This window comes from Clostridium sp. DSM 17811 (assembly GCF_018861905.1).
In the GTDB taxonomy this organism is placed as follows: domain Bacteria; phylum Bacillota; class Clostridia; order Clostridiales; family Clostridiaceae; genus Clostridium_AD; species Clostridium_AD frigoriphilum.
The window spans coordinates 1-18,141 of the sequence record NZ_JAHLDU010000047.1 but is presented as its reverse complement, the minus strand read 5'-3'; the positions used below and the strand labels follow the sequence as shown (position 1 = coordinate 18,141).

The 18,141-nt window shown below is 28.7% G+C and carries 22 protein-coding genes and 2 pseudogenes; 20 read left to right on the top strand and 4 right to left on the bottom strand.

Translation table 11 applies throughout. From position 1 onward, the window contains the following. From KPL44_RS23910 to KPL44_RS23895, 4 genes and pseudogenes are all read left to right on the top strand, one after another. A pseudogene (locus tag KPL44_RS23910) lies at window positions 1-238 on the top strand (glutamine amidotransferase); the annotation flags it as partial. Between the two features lie 545 nt (window positions 239-783). Next, window positions 784-1,203 carry a hypothetical protein gene (locus tag KPL44_RS23905; RefSeq protein WP_216255714.1) on the top strand — a complete coding sequence of 140 codons (420 nt, stop codon included), beginning with the start codon at window positions 784-786 and terminating at the stop codon, window positions 1,201-1,203. 78 nt (window positions 1,204-1,281) lie between these two features. Further along, window positions 1,282-1,485, top strand: a complete 204-nt coding sequence (locus KPL44_RS23900; RefSeq protein ID WP_216126204.1) for a hypothetical protein — start codon at window positions 1,282-1,284, stop codon at window positions 1,483-1,485. Window positions 1,486-1,643: 158 nt separating this feature from the next. Then, entirely contained in the window at window positions 1,644-1,988 is a 345-nt protein-coding gene (locus KPL44_RS23895; protein WP_216255712.1) for a DUF6054 family protein, read from the top strand. Between the two features lie 117 nt (window positions 1,989-2,105). On the opposite strand, the gene KPL44_RS23890 is transcribed toward KPL44_RS23895, so the two are convergent. Then, on the bottom strand, window positions 2,106-2,729 hold the full coding sequence (locus KPL44_RS23890; RefSeq protein WP_216255710.1) for a hypothetical protein: 624 nt from the start codon (window positions 2,727-2,729) through the stop codon (window positions 2,106-2,108). Continuing rightward, complete coding sequence (locus tag KPL44_RS23885; RefSeq protein ID WP_071612342.1) at window positions 2,729-2,953, bottom strand: helix-turn-helix transcriptional regulator; 225 nt, start codon at window positions 2,951-2,953, stop codon at window positions 2,729-2,731. Before KPL44_RS23885 ends, KPL44_RS23890 begins: the two co-directional genes overlap by 1 nt. 625 nt (window positions 2,954-3,578) lie before the next feature. On the opposite strand from KPL44_RS23885, the gene KPL44_RS23880 reads away from it, so the two are divergent. The 5 genes from KPL44_RS23880 to KPL44_RS23860 all read left to right on the top strand — a co-directional run bounded on the left by KPL44_RS23880 (window position 3,579) and on the right by KPL44_RS23860 (window position 7,603). Next, the gene (locus KPL44_RS23880) at window positions 3,579-3,899 is read left to right on the top strand and encodes a TfoX/Sxy family protein (RefSeq protein ID WP_216255708.1); all 321 of its coding nucleotides are present in this window, start codon (window positions 3,579-3,581) and stop codon (window positions 3,897-3,899) included. A 641-nt stretch (window positions 3,900-4,540) separates the two neighbouring features. Further along, window positions 4,541-5,452, top strand: a complete 912-nt coding sequence (locus KPL44_RS23875) for an ABC transporter ATP-binding protein (RefSeq protein ID WP_216255706.1) — start codon at window positions 4,541-4,543, stop codon at window positions 5,450-5,452. Then, window positions 5,453-6,187, top strand: coding sequence for an ABC transporter permease (locus KPL44_RS23870; protein ID WP_216255704.1), 735 nt, complete (start codon window positions 5,453-5,455; stop codon window positions 6,185-6,187). Between the two features lie 15 nt (window positions 6,188-6,202). After that, a complete protein-coding gene (locus KPL44_RS23865) occupies window positions 6,203-6,946 on the top strand; it encodes an ABC transporter permease (protein ID WP_216255701.1) in 744 nt (247 codons plus the stop codon). Between the two features lie 252 nt (window positions 6,947-7,198). Next, window positions 7,199-7,603: a VOC family protein gene (locus KPL44_RS23860; RefSeq protein WP_216255699.1), complete on the top strand. Its 405-nt coding sequence runs from the start codon at window positions 7,199-7,201 to the stop codon at window positions 7,601-7,603. 45 nt (window positions 7,604-7,648) lie between these two features. Here KPL44_RS23860 and KPL44_RS23855 read toward each other — a convergent pair whose 3' ends face one another. Both KPL44_RS23855 and KPL44_RS23850 read right to left on the bottom strand, forming a co-directional pair. Then, window positions 7,649-8,044: a DUF2178 domain-containing protein gene (locus tag KPL44_RS23855; protein ID WP_216255697.1), complete on the bottom strand. Its 396-nt coding sequence runs from the start codon at window positions 8,042-8,044 to the stop codon at window positions 7,649-7,651. A gap of 4 nt (window positions 8,045-8,048) precedes the next feature. Then, a complete protein-coding gene (locus tag KPL44_RS23850; RefSeq protein ID WP_171297326.1) occupies window positions 8,049-8,246 on the bottom strand; it encodes a helix-turn-helix transcriptional regulator in 198 nt (65 codons plus the stop codon). A 173-nt stretch (window positions 8,247-8,419) separates the two neighbouring features. Here KPL44_RS23850 and map point away from each other — a divergent pair. From map to KPL44_RS23795, 11 genes and pseudogenes are all read left to right on the top strand, one after another. Continuing rightward, window positions 8,420-8,977, top strand: a pseudogene (gene map, locus KPL44_RS23845) (type I methionyl aminopeptidase); the annotation flags it as partial. Between the two features lie 158 nt (window positions 8,978-9,135). After that, window positions 9,136-10,104: a MerR family transcriptional regulator gene (locus KPL44_RS23840; protein WP_216255695.1), complete on the top strand. Its 969-nt coding sequence runs from the start codon at window positions 9,136-9,138 to the stop codon at window positions 10,102-10,104. 248 nt (window positions 10,105-10,352) lie between these two features. Then, complete coding sequence (locus KPL44_RS23835; RefSeq protein WP_216255693.1) at window positions 10,353-10,832, top strand: NUDIX hydrolase; 480 nt, start codon at window positions 10,353-10,355, stop codon at window positions 10,830-10,832. A 77-nt stretch (window positions 10,833-10,909) separates the two neighbouring features. Further along, entirely contained in the window at window positions 10,910-11,581 is a 672-nt protein-coding gene (locus tag KPL44_RS23830; RefSeq protein WP_216255691.1) for a DUF1868 domain-containing protein, read from the top strand. Window positions 11,582-11,867: 286 nt separating this feature from the next. Further along, window positions 11,868-12,905: an ROK family protein gene (locus KPL44_RS23825; protein ID WP_216255689.1), complete on the top strand. Its 1,038-nt coding sequence runs from the start codon at window positions 11,868-11,870 to the stop codon at window positions 12,903-12,905. A gap of 52 nt (window positions 12,906-12,957) precedes the next feature. Beyond that, window positions 12,958-13,587, top strand: a complete 630-nt coding sequence (locus tag KPL44_RS23820) for an HAD family hydrolase (RefSeq protein ID WP_216255687.1) — start codon at window positions 12,958-12,960, stop codon at window positions 13,585-13,587. A gap of 42 nt (window positions 13,588-13,629) precedes the next feature. After that, window positions 13,630-14,265 (top strand): HAD family hydrolase, encoded by a 636-nt coding sequence (locus KPL44_RS23815; protein WP_216255684.1) that lies wholly within the window; start codon window positions 13,630-13,632, stop codon window positions 14,263-14,265. A gap of 1,147 nt (window positions 14,266-15,412) precedes the next feature. Continuing rightward, window positions 15,413-15,964: a GNAT family N-acetyltransferase gene (locus KPL44_RS23810; RefSeq protein WP_216255683.1), complete on the top strand. Its 552-nt coding sequence runs from the start codon at window positions 15,413-15,415 to the stop codon at window positions 15,962-15,964. A 387-nt stretch (window positions 15,965-16,351) separates the two neighbouring features. Then, window positions 16,352-16,630, top strand: a complete 279-nt coding sequence (locus KPL44_RS23805) for a CD3324 family protein (protein ID WP_216255681.1) — start codon at window positions 16,352-16,354, stop codon at window positions 16,628-16,630. A 203-nt stretch (window positions 16,631-16,833) separates the two neighbouring features. Then, entirely contained in the window at window positions 16,834-16,977 is a 144-nt protein-coding gene (locus tag KPL44_RS23800) for a hypothetical protein (RefSeq protein ID WP_216255679.1), read from the top strand. Between the two features lie 69 nt (window positions 16,978-17,046). Beyond that, window positions 17,047-17,871 (top strand): choloylglycine hydrolase, encoded by an 825-nt coding sequence (locus KPL44_RS23795; RefSeq protein WP_216255678.1) that lies wholly within the window; start codon window positions 17,047-17,049, stop codon window positions 17,869-17,871. The last annotated feature ends 270 nt before the right edge of the window (window positions 17,872-18,141 follow it).

Sequence of the window (18,141 nt, the reverse complement as noted above, 5' to 3'; positions counted from 1 at the left end):
CCTGGGATATCTTAAAATGGTCTGTCCAAGCTATGCAGGAGAAAAATATTATAAGCAAGAATACGCAGTAACTGATAGAAGTTTGATTACTGCCTCTGGAATAGCTCCTCTAGAATTTACTTTGCATATATTGAAAATTCTAGAGGTGTTTTCACCACAAACCTTAGATTCTTGGTACAATCTTTATAAAACTCAAGATGCAAAATATTTCTTTGAGCTGATGAGCTCGATTCAATAGTAGAAAATTGAGTGAATCAAAGTTATTTATATAAATATAAAAGTATAAATCCAAATGCAGAGTTGGAAATTATTATAGACTTGCAAGTGAGTCTGTTTCATAGTTTATGTAAACTTCCATGATTGATATAGAATAAATATAAGTAATGGAGTTTTTTCATGGAAAGAAGTTAATACTACTCTGAAAGCTTATGAACCAAATATATCTATGCTTCTTCAAAGGTTAAAAGAACGCTATAATGGGTAGAGCCAACATTTCTCTTATTCACAACAACAGGAACAAAAACGACTATAAATCAAGTAATATCAAGAAATTTTCTATTATATTATTAGCAATGCAAATACTCACTAGCAATCACGAAAACTTAAATTGTTGATAGTAAAAATATCGAAAGCCATTAAGGAAAAAAAATTTTAATTCACTATGGAAGATAAGTATTATTTCTATTAAACCATGTGTAATATTCTTCTAAAAGTCTTCATCAATCGTAAAAGTACGATATATTCAACATTGTTAAATAAGACGAATTAAAGGGGGGAATAATTTTGAAGAAAAGTATACTGAAAATTACAATACTTTTATTATTAATTATAATAATTATATGGTTGTTATATTTTAAAGGAATTTTAGGAAAAAAACCATTTAAAAATCTAAATTACTCTGATATATCATCGATAAGTGTACTTGCTAATCCACCAAATAGAGCAGTATTAATCCGTGAGAATAAACAGATTAAAGAAATTACAGATATGTTAAATACTATTGTTACCTATCAGAGGAATGATTCTGGCAAGGACATCGTTGGGCAGTTTGTACAATTTACTTTAACAATGAAAGATGGTAGTACCTTAAAAGTAGGAACATATAATCCGTTTATTTTAATTAATGGAAAGTTCTATAAAACCAAATACGAACCTTGTGAGAAATTGAATAGTTTAGGGAATAAATTGATAAACGATAAATGAGTAAAATGTGTGTAATAGGTGTATTTAAAGTTACTTCATAATCTTCGCATAAGGTGCAACAACAGGAGGTATTACAAAATGAAATTTTTTAGTTATCTACTATTAGGAGTTATAGTTTTTGGGGTTGCTGAATTTCTATCCATAATGATTGGGAGTGCTTTAGGTTCAGGAACTGCAGAGATAGGTCTTGTAGTTAGTGCTATATCAATGCTCTGTGCAACTGTAGTAATATGCACAGCAATAATAGTTGATGCCATTAGAAGCAATACTCAAGGGAAATAAATAGACCGTACTTATTCTTTATTATTCAAAAATAGTGAATGGATGATACATTTTCGATTAATATACAATAAAAGATTTTATAACACATTTTTAATTGATTGCGTAATGCTGGTAATTTACTGTTAAAAAAAACGGACTAATATTAAGGAGGATGTAGCATGGCAAAGTATGAAAAGACTATTAGTGGTCAATTTGAGGAAGTACTTCATCAGTTGGAAAACGATATTGGGAGCAGTGGCATAACTATGAATTTAGTGGATGAAAGCGACCACACTTATGGAGACACCAATATAGCAGTTAGGGTATATGATAAATATTTTATGAGAAACGGCAATAGAGCAAGTTTAAGCCTTACTGTAGTAGGTAAAGGGAGTAATATTTTTATTTCTGCAATCGGTGCTGGTGGAGGAAAAGGTATTATTTTTAACTTCAGTCTAGGTGCTGAAGATGACATGGTGGCGGTAGTAGAAAGAAGTGTAGAAGGGATGAATAACTCTTATTGAGTTATTCATTTGCAACTTTCTTAAGCATGCGTTGTAACTGTAACCCATATTGTAACAAGCAACCATCTAATTAATGTGTGGGTTAATATATTAATATTATTTAACTATTCTAATGAACTAATTAAGACGTCTATAAATAATATATGTTATTCCTAATAACATGAATATTACATATATTACTGTGAGAACATTAGATATTTTCTTTAACTCTTTTTTCTCTTTTTTATAATCATCTCGACTAAGTATTTTGTTCCTATTAGGAAAAAAAGGTACGGCTAATGGTAGAATAAGAAAATTTATCAATAATATTAACACATCATATCTAATAATTCCTGTAGGGTTAGCGAATAATTTGAATTCAAATAATAAACTAATTGTAGTTAATACACTTACAATTATTGACAGTGTAGTTAAAAATCCTCCGATTTTTTTATTTTTTTTGAAAGAAACGCTAAATCCCTTTAATTCAAGATAATACAATAATAATGTTAAAAGGCTTAAACCCTCTATACCAAAGAAAATCACATTAATACTAATAACACCACTACCGGAAACTAATTTATAAAGAGAATACCCCATTAAAGTCAATATTGTTATTATAACGGAAACTCTGATTGCTTTATTCATTGCGTATTGATGTAATTCATCATCGTCTACAGTCAATGTCATAAAAAAACAAGCTGCTATAATAGTGGCAAATGCAACATGTTGATACAATAATACAGTTCCTAAATTATTCATTATTTATCCTCCTCCACAATCTCAAAAACTTCATTAATGCTTTTATTAAAGTAGTTTGCTATAGAAAAAGTCAGTTTTAGAGAGGGATTAAAAGTTCCTCGTTCTATTTCTAAAATAGTACTTCTATTTACTCCTAAATCTATAGCCAAGTCTTCTTGTGTTAAATTTCTTTCAGCTCTAAGAACTTTTATCTTTGTATTAAATAACTTTTTTCGTTTTACCATAATACGCCTCCATATAAATTTATTATAGTATTAATGTTGTATATAGTCAACAAAAAGCAGACTATAATTACTATAATAGTATATATAGTTATCAATTATAGGTCTTAGCCTATTAAATTTGCGATGAGAACAAGGGCTTTAATTGTTGAAATATTAGTTATTTATGAAACAATTAAAAATAATTTATGAAAATTATGGTATGATTAGTCTAAATTGTAGAAAAATACATAATAAAAACTATTATGTATTTTTAAAATCAGGATGGAATTTTTGGAATTTTTTATATTTATAAGATAGGAACAGTTTTAAAATTATTTCGAAAGGAGAGAAAAAAGCAGATATAAGCTTTATTATTTACCTACTAGTAAATTTATCGTGAAATATGAAAAAAACAATAATTTTAGTGATTAGTTACTTATATTAATATTGTAAATATAAATCAATACTAATTGTGTTACATTCAATTTGAGACTATTACACATTTCAAAAGAAGTGTAAACATACTTGATTTATGATAATTATGGTATTATAGGATACATATCGTTAGTCGGAATTGTAAAATAATGCATCACATATGAATTATTTACAACAACACCATAAATCGAAATTTGTAAGGGGGGAGAATATGGCAAACAAAGAATTAGCTTTATACATAATGGAACAATTAAAAGGATTGGAATATATAAAATCTATACCTATGATGGGGGGTTACATATTCTATTATAAAGGCAGAATATTTGGTGGAATCTATGGAACAGGCTTTATGGTAAAAATTACTGAAGCAAGTAAACATTATATGCCTGATAGCATTTTAGAAAGTCCATATGAGGGTGCAAAGCCAATGTTGCCTGTAGATATTATAGATAATAGTGAGCTGTTAAAACAAATGGTAGTAGCTATGTATGAAGAATTACCCGAACCGAAACTAAAAAAAGATAAGAAATAAAATAGGAGGATTTGAGAAATATCATGAAACATAGGATTCTTTAGTGTCTCAGATAACCAAGGTATTGATTAATGAACAGTATTCTCATTCTAAATTTAAAAAAATATCAAAATAATCGTTCTGATTTTTTCCATCACAATCTACATCATCGAATCCTCTCCAATTATTTAAAGATTTCGGGAATACCCAAAAGTTCGCAAGTGAAGGGTAACGTTTCTTAAACTCGTTAACTATTTCAATTTCTTTAGGAGTAATATTTAACTAGTTTAACTTCTAAATTTTACAAATCTATAACTATCTTTATTCTCTTTTCCAAAGATCCAAGCAAGGGAACATATAATGTCAAAAAAATGACTGTTCATGTCAATAATTTAAGAACATTCAAGGTAACATTTTCTATAAATGCAATTTCTTTGTTGACACGAGTACAATATTAGTGTACTATTAATCTAGTTCACTAATATTGTAGATAGGTTTTTGATATTATTATAAAAAATGCAAATTTGGCGACAGGTTTTCTTCCATTAGAGAATTTTATGAGAAATTAAAAATCAATAGGGGGTGGATTCACATGAAAAATAAAATAGAAAAAATACAAATGAATATTGAAAAAATAATTATAGAAATAGGAGGTATTATATATGGCTGTAATAGAAACAAATAATCTGACCAAAAAATATAATGAAAGTTCTGTAGTTAACAATTTAAGTATATCAATAGGAGAAGGACAAGTTTACGGATTTCTGGGACCAAATGGTGCAGGAAAGACAACAACTATAAGGATGATTCTTGGACTTATCAAGCCTACTAAGGGAAGCGTAAATGTATTTGGCATGAAGCAAAGCAGTGAAAACAGATCCAAGATATTAAAGAATGTGGGTGCACTTATTGAGAATGCTGCAAGCTATCCTCATCTTACGGCTTATGAAAACTTAAAAATCATGAGGACTCTTACTGATTCACCTTATGACAATATTGATAAAGTTTTGAAGACTGTAAGATTAGATGATGTTAAGAATAAGCTTGTTAAGGAATTTTCTCTTGGAATGAGACAGAGACTTGGAATAGCTATGGCTCTTCTTAGAAATCCAAAGCTTCTTATCCTAGATGAACCTACTAATGGTCTTGACCCTTCAGGTATTCATGAAATAAGAGAGCTTATAAAGGACATTCCAAAGACTTTTGGAAGTACAGTATTAATTTCAAGCCATCTTCTCTCAGAGATTGACCAGATGGCAACTAATGTTGGAGTAATCACAAAAGGAAGCCTTGTATATCAGGGAACTATTGAGGATTTAAGAAGCAAAGGTGAGCAAAAGATTGTCCTTCGTACAGATAATATTCAAAGTACGATCAATATATTAAATGAAAACGGAGTTGCCGGAAAGATAAATGAAGGGTGTGTTGAAATGAATTACTTTAATGACAGCATACTAGGTAAGATAATTGACAATATTGTGTTTAAGGGAATTAAGGTTTACAGAATTGAGGAGGAGAAAACTTCTCTTGAGGACATTTTCCTTAATCTTACAAGAAAGGAGCACAGTTTATAAATGAAAGATATTATTAAAGCTGAATTTATGAAAATTAAAAGGAAAAAACTTTTTTTTCTTATATTGATGGGCGAACTTGCATCATTTTTTATCGGTTACATTATTCAAGGAAGAAATACAGGAAAACAGATATGGATGGATGTTTTATATAACTTCAGTGGCTATAATTTTATGATTATGATTATAATTTTCACAATCGTAATCTCCAAACTTGTAGATGTTGAGTATAAAGCTGATATGTGGAAGCTTATGTTTACAGCAGTTAGTGATAAAAACAAGCTTTTTGCAGGCAAGTTTATATGTGTGATGGTGCTTATTGCTTTTTCAGCAGTTGTGGAATTCTTTGGGATTATAGTTCTTGGGACACATGTTGGAGCAGAAGGTGTTGATTATCCTCTTATATTTAAGCAGTGTGCACTGCCTTTAATCGGGTATCTTCCAGTAATAGTACTGCAGTTTGGCCTTTCTTCAATGATAAAGAATCAGAGTATTTCCATATCAGGCGGTGTTGTTGGATGTTTTCTTGGAGTATTTGGTATATATATGCCTTTTCACAAAGTTCTTATATGGACATATCCATTCTTAACAGCGCCTATGACAATATTTCAAGAGGGACGTAAAGCAATTACTATTATGAATCAGGACAGCATGTTATTTAGTTTTGTGAGCATAGCTGTTGCAGCTGTTATGTTTTTTATATCACTACATCTTTATAATAACAAAGAAAATTTTTAAAAGGAGTGGGATATTGTGTATGGTTTAGTTAAGTGTGAGCTACTTAAGCTCAAAAGACAAAAGGTTATACCAATTTCAATAATAATAACATTTATACCAATTCTATTAGGATTGTTTAGTTTTAAGACTAATTATGCCGTATTTAAAGATGTAAATACAGGTGACTGGCTTAAGGCATGGTCTCAGGTTGGAACGTTTTATGCACCTATTATGCTTCCAATAATAGCAAGTGTATACTGCGCCATAATATTCAGGGTTGAATATGCAAATGGCAATTTAAAGATAATTTTATCAACACCTGTATCAAGAAAGTCACTATATAAGTCAAAGGTTATAATATCGGCACTAATGGTATTGTTCCTTCAAGCTGTGTTTGGAATATCATATTTTATTTTTGGAAAACTCTTTGGAATAACAGGTTCATTTCCAATAAGTAAAATGCTTGAATTATTAATCCTTGGATGGGTTGGAATACTTCCACTTATTGCAATACAGATTCATCTTTCATTAAAATATGAGGAATTTACAAAGCCTATAATGATAGCATCAATATGCTCACTAGGTGGATTCTTTATAGGAGCTATAAGGGGCATAAGATATTTATGGCCATGGGCTCTTCAAAAAATTCCAATGGATCTTTCAAGTGGAGGCATAGAAGGGGTAATTCCTAAAGCTATTTACATTTTTTACTGCTTAATTTTTGCAGGAATAATGGTAATGATTGGAACTAAAAAGTTTGAAAACATGGAAATTAAATAAAATTATATAATTATTAAAATCCCTGATTTTAGATGAAAAATCATTAATTAAGCATATAATTCTTAAAATAATCACTTATATATGGGGTAGCATACGCAAAAATGATGTTTCGTACGTTAAGAAAATTAAAACCCCATAAATGTAAATATTTCACTCGTTAAGTAACTGTAATAATAGTATAATTAAATAAATGTTTTGTGTCGCAACCGTAATCTACTACGGCGTAATATTTCATTATCTAAGGAGGATTTTATGAGCATAAAAATGATGCACCATGTCTGTATTCAAACAGAAAAATATGAAGAATCATTTCAATTTTACACTAAGGTTTTAGAATTTGAATTAGTTACAGAAACAGCAGATTTCCATAAACGAGATTTTAATACCTGGTTAAGACTGGGAACATTTATGATTGAATTACAGACGGGTAAAAAGGGCGATAAATTAAAGAATTGGAGTTCATCAGATCAAGGAATAGTTCATATATGTTTTTTAGTGGATAATGTTCAAGAAGAGTTTGATAGGATAAAAAAATTAGGCTATACCAATTTTAAGATTAAAAATGGAGAAGAAGTATATAAAGTTGAGGGCGGATATTTATTTAAAATTAAGGCACCAGAAGGTACTGAAATTGAAATAAGAGATACACAGATATAAAAATCTAAATTGTTATGGGGAGTTTTTATTATTTAATTTCAGTTTTTAGTATTTAAATTTGTAAACTAAATAACTGAGGAATTGTATTATTAATCCGCTAATCATAAGTGTTATAAGTACTGAATCAGAAGTCATTTTAATTTTCCCTGTACCAATAAAAAATTCTAATATGATAATAAGGCTATAAAGTATTGTAAAACTAATACCTTGAGACTTTTGACTGATAAACGCTTTTCTTTCATCCTCACACCGTTCATTTGTATTATTTCTTGTTTTCCTTAATAAATAAATAAGATAGATTAAAGACAAGCCACCTAATGCTAACCATATAAGAGCAGCATGTCTCTTAGTAATAAGATCAAAAACCCCTATTCCTATCCCACAAAATGACCATACTATAGCACCTACAATTATTGAATCACATGACTTCTGTTTTTCCATTTTTTTATTCCTCCTCAAATATAAATACTTCTTCGATTTTTTTATTAAATACTTTTGATAATTTATAAGCTAGCATAATTGAAGGGTTATATTTTCCCTTCTCCAAAGATATTATTGTCTGTCTTGAGGTTCCCAATGATTTTGCCAAATCCTCTTGTGTTAGATTTCTTCCTTCTCTTAATTCTTTTATATGATTTTTCATTTGAACACCTCTTCTAATGTAAAACTACCTTTACATACAATTATATATTTAAAAGTTGTAAATGTAAAGTCAGTTTTACATGGCATATAAAAAATATATTTTTATGTTTAAATATAGCAATAATATGAATGTATTATAAAATGAAAAATCATGCACAAAAGTAGTGTATATTCAAAAGTATTTGTACATCAATTAATGATGAAGTGTGTCATGGAATACCAAGTGAAGATATAGTACTTAAAAATGGTGATATTATAAATGTTGATGCAACTACCATACTTAATGGATATTATTCAGATGCGTCAAGAATGTTTATGATTGGACAAGTAAGTGATGAAGCTAGAAAGATAGTAGAAATAACTAAGGAATGTTTATATAAAGGAATAGAAGCAGTAAAACCTTGGAGTTTTTTAGGTGACATAGGCGCAGCGGTGCAAGAACATGCAGAAAGTAATGGATACTCAGTAGTTAGGGATTTTGGAGGGCATGGGGTTGGACTAGATATTCATGAGGAGCCATTTGTTTTTCATTTTGGAACTAAAGGAACAGATATGATTTTGGCGCCGGGAATGGTATTTACGATTGAACTAATGATAAATGGTGGAAGTCATGAAATATTTATAGATGAGGATAATGGATGGACAGCATTTACTGCCGATGGATCACTTTCAGCACAATGGGAGCATACAATTCTTGTAACTGAAGACGGAATGGAAATAATATCGAAATAACAATGATTCTTTAAAAGATTATCTCAAAAGTCCAATTCATGAATTATGTGAAATATAACTTTCATTTATAATGCAAAAAGCATTGACTTGTACCCTACGGACACCGTTATACTAAATTTAAAGGTTAGCTAACTTTTAAGTTTACGGAGGTGCTATTAATGAATATCAAAGTTATATCTGAAAAAACCGGATTGACAAAGCGAGCTATAAAATATTATGAAAATGAGGGATTGATTAGTCCTATAAAAAATAATGATAATAATTATAGAGAATATACAGATAATGATATTGTAAAACTTAATTTGATTGGTGCATTAAGAATTATAGATATACCAATATGTGAAATAAAGAGTTTAGTAAAGGGTGATAAAGGGCTACAGGACATTATGAAAGATACTCTAATAAAAGTTACTGAAACTATAAACAATTTAGAAAAGACTAAACTTATTATTAGCAATCTTATTAATAAAGAGACCAAGGATTACTATAGTATTGGTGAACAAGTCATAAGACTAAGAGAGACATTAGAGCTTTCCTTAGCTGAAAAAGAGGAGCTTGTGTCAAACGCATTGATTAGAATTTTCCCTGGCAATTTCGGCGAGATTTTTGTGAGTTGTTTTAAACCTTTTTTAAACATTACTATAGACAATAATGAAAAGAAAGAAGCATGGTTAAAGCTTGTAGAGGTTTTGGATGAGTTGGATGAATTAGATGATAATGATGAATTAGCTAAAGGTATAAGCAGTATAGGTAATGATAAAATTCAATTTTTAAATGAAAAGCGTCAAAATGATATGATAAATCTTTTAAGAGGAGATATGGCAACGAGAGAAAAATATAAACAAAATATTATTTCAATGATAAAATTAATAAATGAAACTGGAGAAGACGAAAAGAATTTTACCGAAGATTTAATTAAATATTATGATATGTTTAATATTGGAGTACCTGAAAAAACTTTTTATTTATATTTAGAAATATTAAATGAGGATTACAAAAGATATACGGAAATCGATAAGGAAATATATATAGAAGCAATTGATGAAATCAAAAATGAATTAAGTGAGGAGATTAAAGATAAATTAGGGTTAAGTCTGGGAGAGTTTTTTGAAAATCTGAAAAAGTAAATAAGTAAACATAATAATTAATCTATAGTCTATTATTAAGATGATTACAATTAAACCATATCGATTATTACGATATGGGTTTTTAACATATTGATGCTCTGAATGTAACATAATTAAGTTATATTCAAATTGAATCTAGGAGGCATTCTTTAATCTTCATAAATATACTTCATTTTAGAATTTATGGTATAATTAAACAAATATTTTAGGGCGAAGGTTAAATACATTAATTTTGGGAGGCTAAAGATATGGATTGTGGATTTAAAAATGATAAAGAATGGTTTCGTTATCGTGCAGCAGCAATCATTATTGAAGATGGCTGTGTGTTAATGGCAAGTAATGAGTTGGCATCCTATTATTATTCAGTTGGTGGAGGAGTCCATCTACATGAAACAGCTAAAGCTGCTGTAAAAAGAGAAGTTTTAGAAGAGACAGGAATGGTTTACGAAATAGATCGCCTTGCGTTCATCCATGAAAATTTCTTTATGGATGACACTGTGGCATTAGGAGTACCTTGTCATGAAGTAGCACTCTATTATCTGATGAAGCCAAAGGGTACTAAAGAATTGAATTCAAACAGTTTTACACAAGGAGTTAGAGAAAATATGAGTTGGCTACCCATTGAAAATTTAAGTCAATATACGATTTTTCCAACCTTCTTTAAGGAGAGGTTAAGAAATATACCAAATTATCCAGAGAACATTATTACTTTGGAATATGAAAAATAGATACGGAAACTGCTTATAAGTATCATATATCGCAAATCTATGATACATGAATAATGGTGAGGGAGGAAACTTAAGCTATGATGAAGAATTATACATTTCATGTTGGAAAAAAATTTAATGAAGATGGTAGTTTTAGAAAATTCCCAGGATTAACAGTTATTAGCAAAGTAAAAATCAATACTTTTGAGAGTAATATACTAAATGAGTGTCAACAATACTTTATGGAACTACCTTTTGCAAACAAATTTTCGTTTTTACCGCAAAACAGCTTACATATGACAGTATTTGAACTTGTGAATGATCAAGCTAGGATACCTGAGATTTGGTCAAAATACTTACATCTAGAGACCCCTATGAATGAAGTTGACAATTTTATTACTAAAGTATGGAACAATATTGAAAAACCTGAGATAATAAAAATGAGGATAACAGGTTGCAAAGTAGCTTCAGTTATAGTTATTTCGCTAGAGCCATATACATCTGAAGATTACGAATCGTTAAAAGATTTTCGTGATATTACATCTGAAAAGACAGGTGTTAGAAAGCCAAATCATGATGAATATAAATATCATATATCGTTTGCATATAAATTAGAAGAACTTGATGATGAAGAAAATTTGCTGATAAATGGAATAATACGAGCGATTAATGAAAGATTACTTAAGGACATTTCATATATTGAACTAAAGTCACCAGAGTTATGTTTTTATAACGATATGTCAGCGTTTCTACCTATTATTGAACGGTGATTACAAGACTATTAGTATCTATAAGCTGTGTCACAATATTCATATACTCCGTCTCAGATAACCTCATATCTAACGATGTGGGGTTTAATATATTTAGATTATATTAATAAAGTGAAAGTAACACAATACCAATTGAGTTACATTCACTTTGAGGCTATTACTCATTTTTTATTATTGTAAATATATTTTTCGTATTTTGATTTGTATTTATAGAATGGAAATGGTAAACTTATAACAGATACTTTTAAAAGTATCTGTTATAAGTTTTAAATTGGGAAGTGAATGTATGATTAATTTATCAGGAAAACCACAGATTATGAAGAAGGTAAATAACGGGTTAATTAAACAAGTCATAAAAGAGAAGGGATCTGCAACAAATGCTGAAATAGTTGAAGATACAGGTATAAGTGCAACTACAGTGAGAACATTGCTTAGTAAATTAATTTTAGATAAAGAGATAGTTAATCTAGGACTGGATGAATCTAGTGGAGGAAGACGAGCTGAAAGATACGCTCTTAATTTGAATAACAATCTTTCTTTATCTTTTTATGTTAAGGATAATAGCATTAATTATGCTCTTTCTGATGCGCTAGGAGATATTATTGAAAGTAAAACTATAAAATTTAAAAAAACTGAATATCAGAAAACTTTAACAAAGTTTATAGATGAAATTATTAAAAAATATACCATTAAAATTATAGGAATAGGAGTTTCAGGGGTGGTTGATAGAGGTAATTATTTTTCAGGTAAACATCTAAATAATTGGAAAAAAATCAATATTGGAGAATATATTGAAAAAAAATATAATATCCCTGTTGTACTTGAAAATGATCTAAATGCTATGGCTATTGGTTTTAGTTTGAATTATATAAAAGAGATAGATAATTTAGATATAAAGTCGATAAATGTTGTATATATTAATTTTACTGAAGATGGCGTAGGAGCAGGAATAATATCTAATGGACAACTTATACGTGGAGAAAATAACTTTGCAGGAGAATTAGGGTTTATGCCTATAAGTAAGCAGGGGAATTTAGAATATCTTTTAAGTAATAATCCTGATGATAAAAAATATGTAGAAATTGTTTCACAGGTTATAAATATTTTAAATTGCATTATAAATCCAGCTTTTATTGTAATGGGAGGAAGTATTTTAAGAACAAATCTTATAGATGAGATAAAAGAAGCTTGTAATATTTACGCAGCTAATAATATAATTTCTAAAATTATGCTATCAGAAAATGGCGCTAAAGATTATTTACAGGGTATAACTTATTTAACTACTGAAATTATGAATTCAGATGTAAGGATTGTTAAGTTGTAGACAAAATGTTTAGTTACAACTTTTATTTAAAGTATAGAGAGGAAGGTTAATAATGTATAAATGTATTGTATTTGATGTTGATGGTACACTTTTAGATACCGAAATTGCAGTTCTTTCATCACTTCAAAAACTAGTGTCTGAAGAAATTAATAAAAATTATAGTTTCGAAGAATTGAGATTTGCCTTAGGTATTCCAGGAGAAGTAGCGTTAAATAAACTTGGAATAACTAATATTTTAGAGTGTAGTGAAAAATGGAATATATATTTAAAAGAATACTTTCATCATGTGAAAATATTTGATGATATTAAGGAAAGTTTAGTTGAATTGAATGAAATGGGAGTTTCAATAGGTATAGTTACTTCAAAAACTAAAGAAGAGTTCTTAAATGATTTTGTTCCTTTTGGATTAAGCAATTATTTTAAATTAGTAGTTTGTGCCGATGATACAGAAAAACATAAACCTAATCCAGAGCCACTTTTAAAATTTATAGAATTGTCAAAAGTAGATAAATTAGAAACTATATATATTGGTGACACAAGATATGATTTAGATTGTGCATTAGGCGCTAATATAGATTTTGCATTAGCACTATGGGGCGCTAAATCATCAATAGGAATTGATGCAAATTATATTTTAGAAAACCCAAAACAAATACTGGAACTCGTAAAAAAGTCTAATTAAATTAATTTATACATAAATCAATTAAGAGGGAGCAATAAAATAATGAATAAAAAAGGAATTATTTTTGATTTAGATGGCACCTTATGGGATGCTTCAACACAGGTAGTACCCGCTTGGAATAGTGCTTTAAGCCGACATAGTGAACTTAATAAACATGTAACAATAGAGGATATGAGGGGTTTTATGGGAAAAACAATTGATATTATAGCAGAGATTATGTTTCCTGGAATGGACTTGGAAAAGAGTGTAAAAATACTTAAAGAATGCTGTAATGAGGAGCAAATATATCTACGTAAACATGGTGGAATTTTATATCCTAAGTTGGATGATACATTAAAACTATTAGCACAAAATTATTCTCTTTATATTGTAAGCAATTGTCAAGACGGATATGTACAAGCTTTTCTTGATTATCATAAATTATGGAATTATTTTAAGGATATTGAGATGTCAGGAAGAACAGGAAAAAGTAAGGGAGCAAATATAAAAATTATTATTGAAAGAAATAAACTAATAAAATCTGTTTATGTTGGAGATACAATTGGTGACTTGGAAGGAGCTAATTATGCCGACATACCATTTATTTATGCTGAATATGGTTTTGGGCAAATAGGTGAAGTGAAATATTCAATTAATAATATTTCGGATATAAATAGAATTGTAGGTAATATTCTTTAAAATAACTCAATTACTTAAAATTTGTAATTGAGTTATTATATATTTTTATTCTATTTCGTCACAATTAACTGTAACAACCCAACGAGAAGAAGTTAATAACATTTACTATGATTTTATTGATATATATAATTTTATAGATGATAAAATTATGTATATAAGTACTAGGCGTCATCTTTGCAATTTACAGATGGACGAAGATCTATATGAACACTTTAAACCTAAAGCAAAATAAAAAAGCCATATTAAAGCAATGGAAATGGTCAGAATTTTTTGTCTGACAAGGTGTCCATTATTTTAATATGGTATATTGTTTAGTCTAATAAATTCAAGAGAAGGTAAGTTCCTATCCATTAGAATGGCGCACTTATATATCACTATCATGATGTGAGCGAAATTTTGAAAAAATTTATAAAAATAAAAACGTCATGCGTGTAAAAAATTAACTACGTTAATGTTAAAAAATAAATTTAAGAAATTCTAAAAGTGAATATAGAATTTAGATATAAAAATGAAAAAGGTCACTATTACAAACCTAATAGTGACCTTTAAAAAATCTTTAATAAATAAGGTATCAAGTAATCTACTAATAACATCATTTTAACCTATGCTCTTAATATGTATTCTGATTTTAACAATGGAAGAGGGACAAAGAAAATTTAGCATATAAGTTATTTAGCCATAATAAAAAGCAAATATTTTGCGTTCGCTTGCGATTTTTTATGCTTTTCGTGCGATTTTTCAATCATATAAATATATTGAGGTTATTAGCACTTCTTTGTCCCTATATTATCTTAGTATAAGTGAGAACTTATACTTTGTTGGGAATACTGGGTTTGAAGTGGCAAAACACTATATTAATTTACTATGATAATCCATGATATTTCAATTATACTAACTTAATACCTACATTTTACCTCTTATAGCTATTATTTTCAAACTGTTAAGGTTACCTGATGAACCAATAAATAATATAAAAGCATACAATATAATTTTCATTATGTTGTATGTTTTTAATTGATTAGAACTGTAAAATTTTCATATGGAATATATGCTATATATAGTATAATTAAACATATAAGTTAATTCGGATTTGTTAAATATTAAGTAATAAATTGTATATATTAGAATTTTAAATTGGAGGGGTATTATGGAAATAAAATTTTTGCATACCGAAAATATCAGTGTAAAAGAAGATAAAGAAATAGATGAAATATATGAAATATGTTTTGCAGATGTTCCTGATGAAAACTGCGAACTGGATTTCGTTGATGTTAGTCTTGGGAAATTTCTTATGTTTGACAATGATAAAGTAGTTGGTTGTGTCAGCATACATAAAAGAGAATCAGAATATGATGGGGAAGAGTATATTTTAGCTGGCTTGGGGGAATTGGCAATATTACCTAAATACAGAGGAAATGGATATGGAAAAGTGTTGTCAGAAAAAGCTATTGAAAAACTATATGAAATAAGTTGTGATGTTGCATGTTTATGTGTTAATAGAAAACATAGTGCCTATAAATTATATCAGTTATTAGGACATACATTCCTTCAGAGAGATGCATATTTTATTGATGCTCTTGGCAAAGAAAAAACGAATGATTCTGTTATGATAAAAGGAATAAAGAATAAGCAACTGGCAAATAAAATTTTAAATACCAACTATAAATTTCATTACGGTAAAGATAAAGGTTATTGGTAAAATACACTTAGACTCCAACATGAAACAAATAGATTAGTTCGGGTTAGGAATATATGTTGTCACTAGTCTCTCCCTATATTGATATTGGGAGCTATATGTAGTGTGTATTGATATTCCGAAAGTAACACAATACCAATTGTGTTACTTTCAGATTGAGGCTATTAGGCTCTCTAAAAATAATTGTAAATATATTTAATTTATGAAAAATGTGGTATATTAAACATATTGTAAAATGTACAGATTATTAAAAGGGGGGTAACTTTATGACCGGATATGTTATCTATGCGTAGCAGAGGCTATTGCATAAATATTAATAATTAATGATTATAATATGAAATAACCTTTGCTCAATCCTAAAACCAAATTGTATTTAGGAGGAGCATACTAATGAGCTATGTTAAAGCAACAGATGTGTTGCCAGAAGAAGTATTGGATTTAATTCAGAAATATGTTGAGGGTGAATACATTTATATACCCAAAAAGGAATGTAACAGAAAACTTTGGGGAGAAACTACTAAAAGTAAAAAGGAAACTTCTGCGAGAAATGCAGATATTTATAAGATATACGAAGAGGGTGTTTCTGTAAAAATTCTTTCGGAAATGTATTATTTATCTTCAAAAAGTATACAGAAAATTGTTTTGAAAATAAAAAAAGAAAATAAATAGTAAAATGCGCCATAAAGCAAAAGCTGGATGGCGCATTTTTGTTTCTGAAAAATGTTGTAGGTTGATACATTGATGTATCCAGTGATATCATTTAAATAGACGCTTAAGAAAGTTGTGAAGCAATAAGTGGAGTATAAATGTCAGCAAAAAATAATTTATTTTATATATAGAATTGGAGGATTATATTTGAAATTCTAATTTCTATGCTATCGACGGTGGTAATTGCGACCAGTGTCGTGAATTCACTAGTTAGGCGAAAGGCCATGCAAAGGGTGACTGCTCATCCATGCCCGGATTTTCTCGGTAAGGTATTTGATGGACTTTTATTATATGGAATTATTAAATAGCTAAATGATTCTCTAAATACTCTAAGCATATTATATGACAAAATTATAAATTAAAAGGAGGGTTCTAAAATGTGTACAAGTTTTGCAGTATACGGTCAAGAAAAAACTATTTATGGTATGAATTTTGATACTGATGAAATTGATTTAAAACTGAAAGTCTTTTGTTATAATGATAAAAATATATTTTACATTTCAGGCTTATTAGATAACATATACAGGGACATCGCTGGTGTTAATAGCGACGGTCTTTTTATCTGTACTCAGGCAGTAGAATATAGTCCAGGTTTTAAACCAAGTGGTAACGAAAATGATTGGTTTGCTTTTGATATTTTTGATGAAGCGCTAAAGAAATCAAAAAAAGCATCTGAATTTTTTGAAATTCTTAATAACAGAGTAATCGTGTTTCCTAGAAATCCATTATTCCCGGATCTTGGACTACATACTATTATTGCAGATAAAACTGGTAATGCATATATTCTGGAAGAAGGAATTGATACAAATATAATAAGTCGGATTAATAATGATTTTATTATTATGACTAATTTTCCAAATGGGAATTTCAAGGAAACAAATTATGATAAAGTATATGGTTGTGGTGCTGATAGATATATTTGTGCTCATGAATATATTGATAATAATATTCATAGCTTTGGTATAAATGAAGCTTTTGAAGTTTTAAGAAAAACTAGTCAGGAGAATACTTTGTGTTCAATAGTATTTGAACCGTTAAAAAATGAAGTTTATATTAGTTTTAAAACAGATTTAAGTAAAATATGGAAAATTTCAATGATCGAAAAAACAATTCAATCATTGGATGGACTTTTAAGCAACAATAAAATTAATTTTACAAATGGAGAAATATTTGTGAAGGATCTTATTAGCTTATATAAGTGAAAATCATTATAATAAAGAAGATCAATTGGGGTAGCATAAGCAAAAATGATATTTCGTACGTTAAGAAAATTAAAACCCCATAAATGTAAATATTTCACTCGTTAAGTAACTGTAATAATAGTATAATTAAATAAATGTTTTGTGTCGCAACAGTAGAAGAGAACTAAACCGCTAAAAACGGTGGCAGACGAGTGCTAATCATATTAATTTAATTTTTACTTAAATAAAATAGAAAGAAGTATCTTATTTGACTAAGATACTTCTTTATTA

What these genes read in the sequence shown, in the direction of transcription:
- KPL44_RS23815 (WP_216255684.1), top strand. Translation starts at nt 13,630, where the DNA reads ATGAATAAAAAAGGAATTATTTTTGATTTAGATGGCACCTTATGGGAT.
- KPL44_RS23810 (WP_216255683.1), top strand. Translation starts at nt 15,413, where the DNA reads ATGGAAATAAAATTTTTGCATACCGAAAATATCAGTGTAAAAGAAGAT.
- KPL44_RS23870 (WP_216255704.1), top strand. Translation starts at nt 5,453, where the DNA reads ATGAAAGATATTATTAAAGCTGAATTTATGAAAATTAAAAGGAAAAAA.
- KPL44_RS23825 (WP_216255689.1), top strand. Translation starts at nt 11,868, where the DNA reads ATGATTAATTTATCAGGAAAACCACAGATTATGAAGAAGGTAAATAAC.
- KPL44_RS23840 (WP_216255695.1), top strand. Translation starts at nt 9,136, where the DNA reads ATGAATATCAAAGTTATATCTGAAAAAACCGGATTGACAAAGCGAGCT.
- KPL44_RS23860 (WP_216255699.1), top strand. Translation starts at nt 7,199, where the DNA reads ATGAGCATAAAAATGATGCACCATGTCTGTATTCAAACAGAAAAATAT.
- KPL44_RS23900 (WP_216126204.1), top strand. Translation starts at nt 1,282, where the DNA reads ATGAAATTTTTTAGTTATCTACTATTAGGAGTTATAGTTTTTGGGGTT.
- KPL44_RS23890 (WP_216255710.1), bottom strand. Translation starts at nt 2,729, where the DNA reads ATGAATAATTTAGGAACTGTATTATTGTATCAACATGTTGCATTTGCC.
- KPL44_RS23875 (WP_216255706.1), top strand. Translation starts at nt 4,541, where the DNA reads ATGGCTGTAATAGAAACAAATAATCTGACCAAAAAATATAATGAAAGT.
- KPL44_RS23830 (WP_216255691.1), top strand. Translation starts at nt 10,910, where the DNA reads ATGATGAAGAATTATACATTTCATGTTGGAAAAAAATTTAATGAAGAT.
- KPL44_RS23835 (WP_216255693.1), top strand. Translation starts at nt 10,353, where the DNA reads ATGGATTGTGGATTTAAAAATGATAAAGAATGGTTTCGTTATCGTGCA.
- KPL44_RS23805 (WP_216255681.1), top strand. Translation starts at nt 16,352, where the DNA reads ATGAGCTATGTTAAAGCAACAGATGTGTTGCCAGAAGAAGTATTGGAT.
- KPL44_RS23885 (WP_071612342.1), bottom strand. Translation starts at nt 2,953, where the DNA reads ATGGTAAAACGAAAAAAGTTATTTAATACAAAGATAAAAGTTCTTAGA.
- KPL44_RS23895 (WP_216255712.1), top strand. Translation starts at nt 1,644, where the DNA reads ATGGCAAAGTATGAAAAGACTATTAGTGGTCAATTTGAGGAAGTACTT.
- KPL44_RS23820 (WP_216255687.1), top strand. Translation starts at nt 12,958, where the DNA reads ATGTATAAATGTATTGTATTTGATGTTGATGGTACACTTTTAGATACC.
- KPL44_RS23800 (WP_216255679.1), top strand. Translation starts at nt 16,834, where the DNA reads ATGCTATCGACGGTGGTAATTGCGACCAGTGTCGTGAATTCACTAGTT.
- KPL44_RS23850 (WP_171297326.1), bottom strand. Translation starts at nt 8,246, where the DNA reads ATGAAAAATCATATAAAAGAATTAAGAGAAGGAAGAAATCTAACACAA.
- KPL44_RS23880 (WP_216255708.1), top strand. Translation starts at nt 3,579, where the DNA reads ATGGCAAACAAAGAATTAGCTTTATACATAATGGAACAATTAAAAGGA.
- KPL44_RS23855 (WP_216255697.1), bottom strand. Translation starts at nt 8,044, where the DNA reads ATGGAAAAACAGAAGTCATGTGATTCAATAATTGTAGGTGCTATAGTA.
- KPL44_RS23795 (WP_216255678.1), top strand. Translation starts at nt 17,047, where the DNA reads ATGTGTACAAGTTTTGCAGTATACGGTCAAGAAAAAACTATTTATGGT.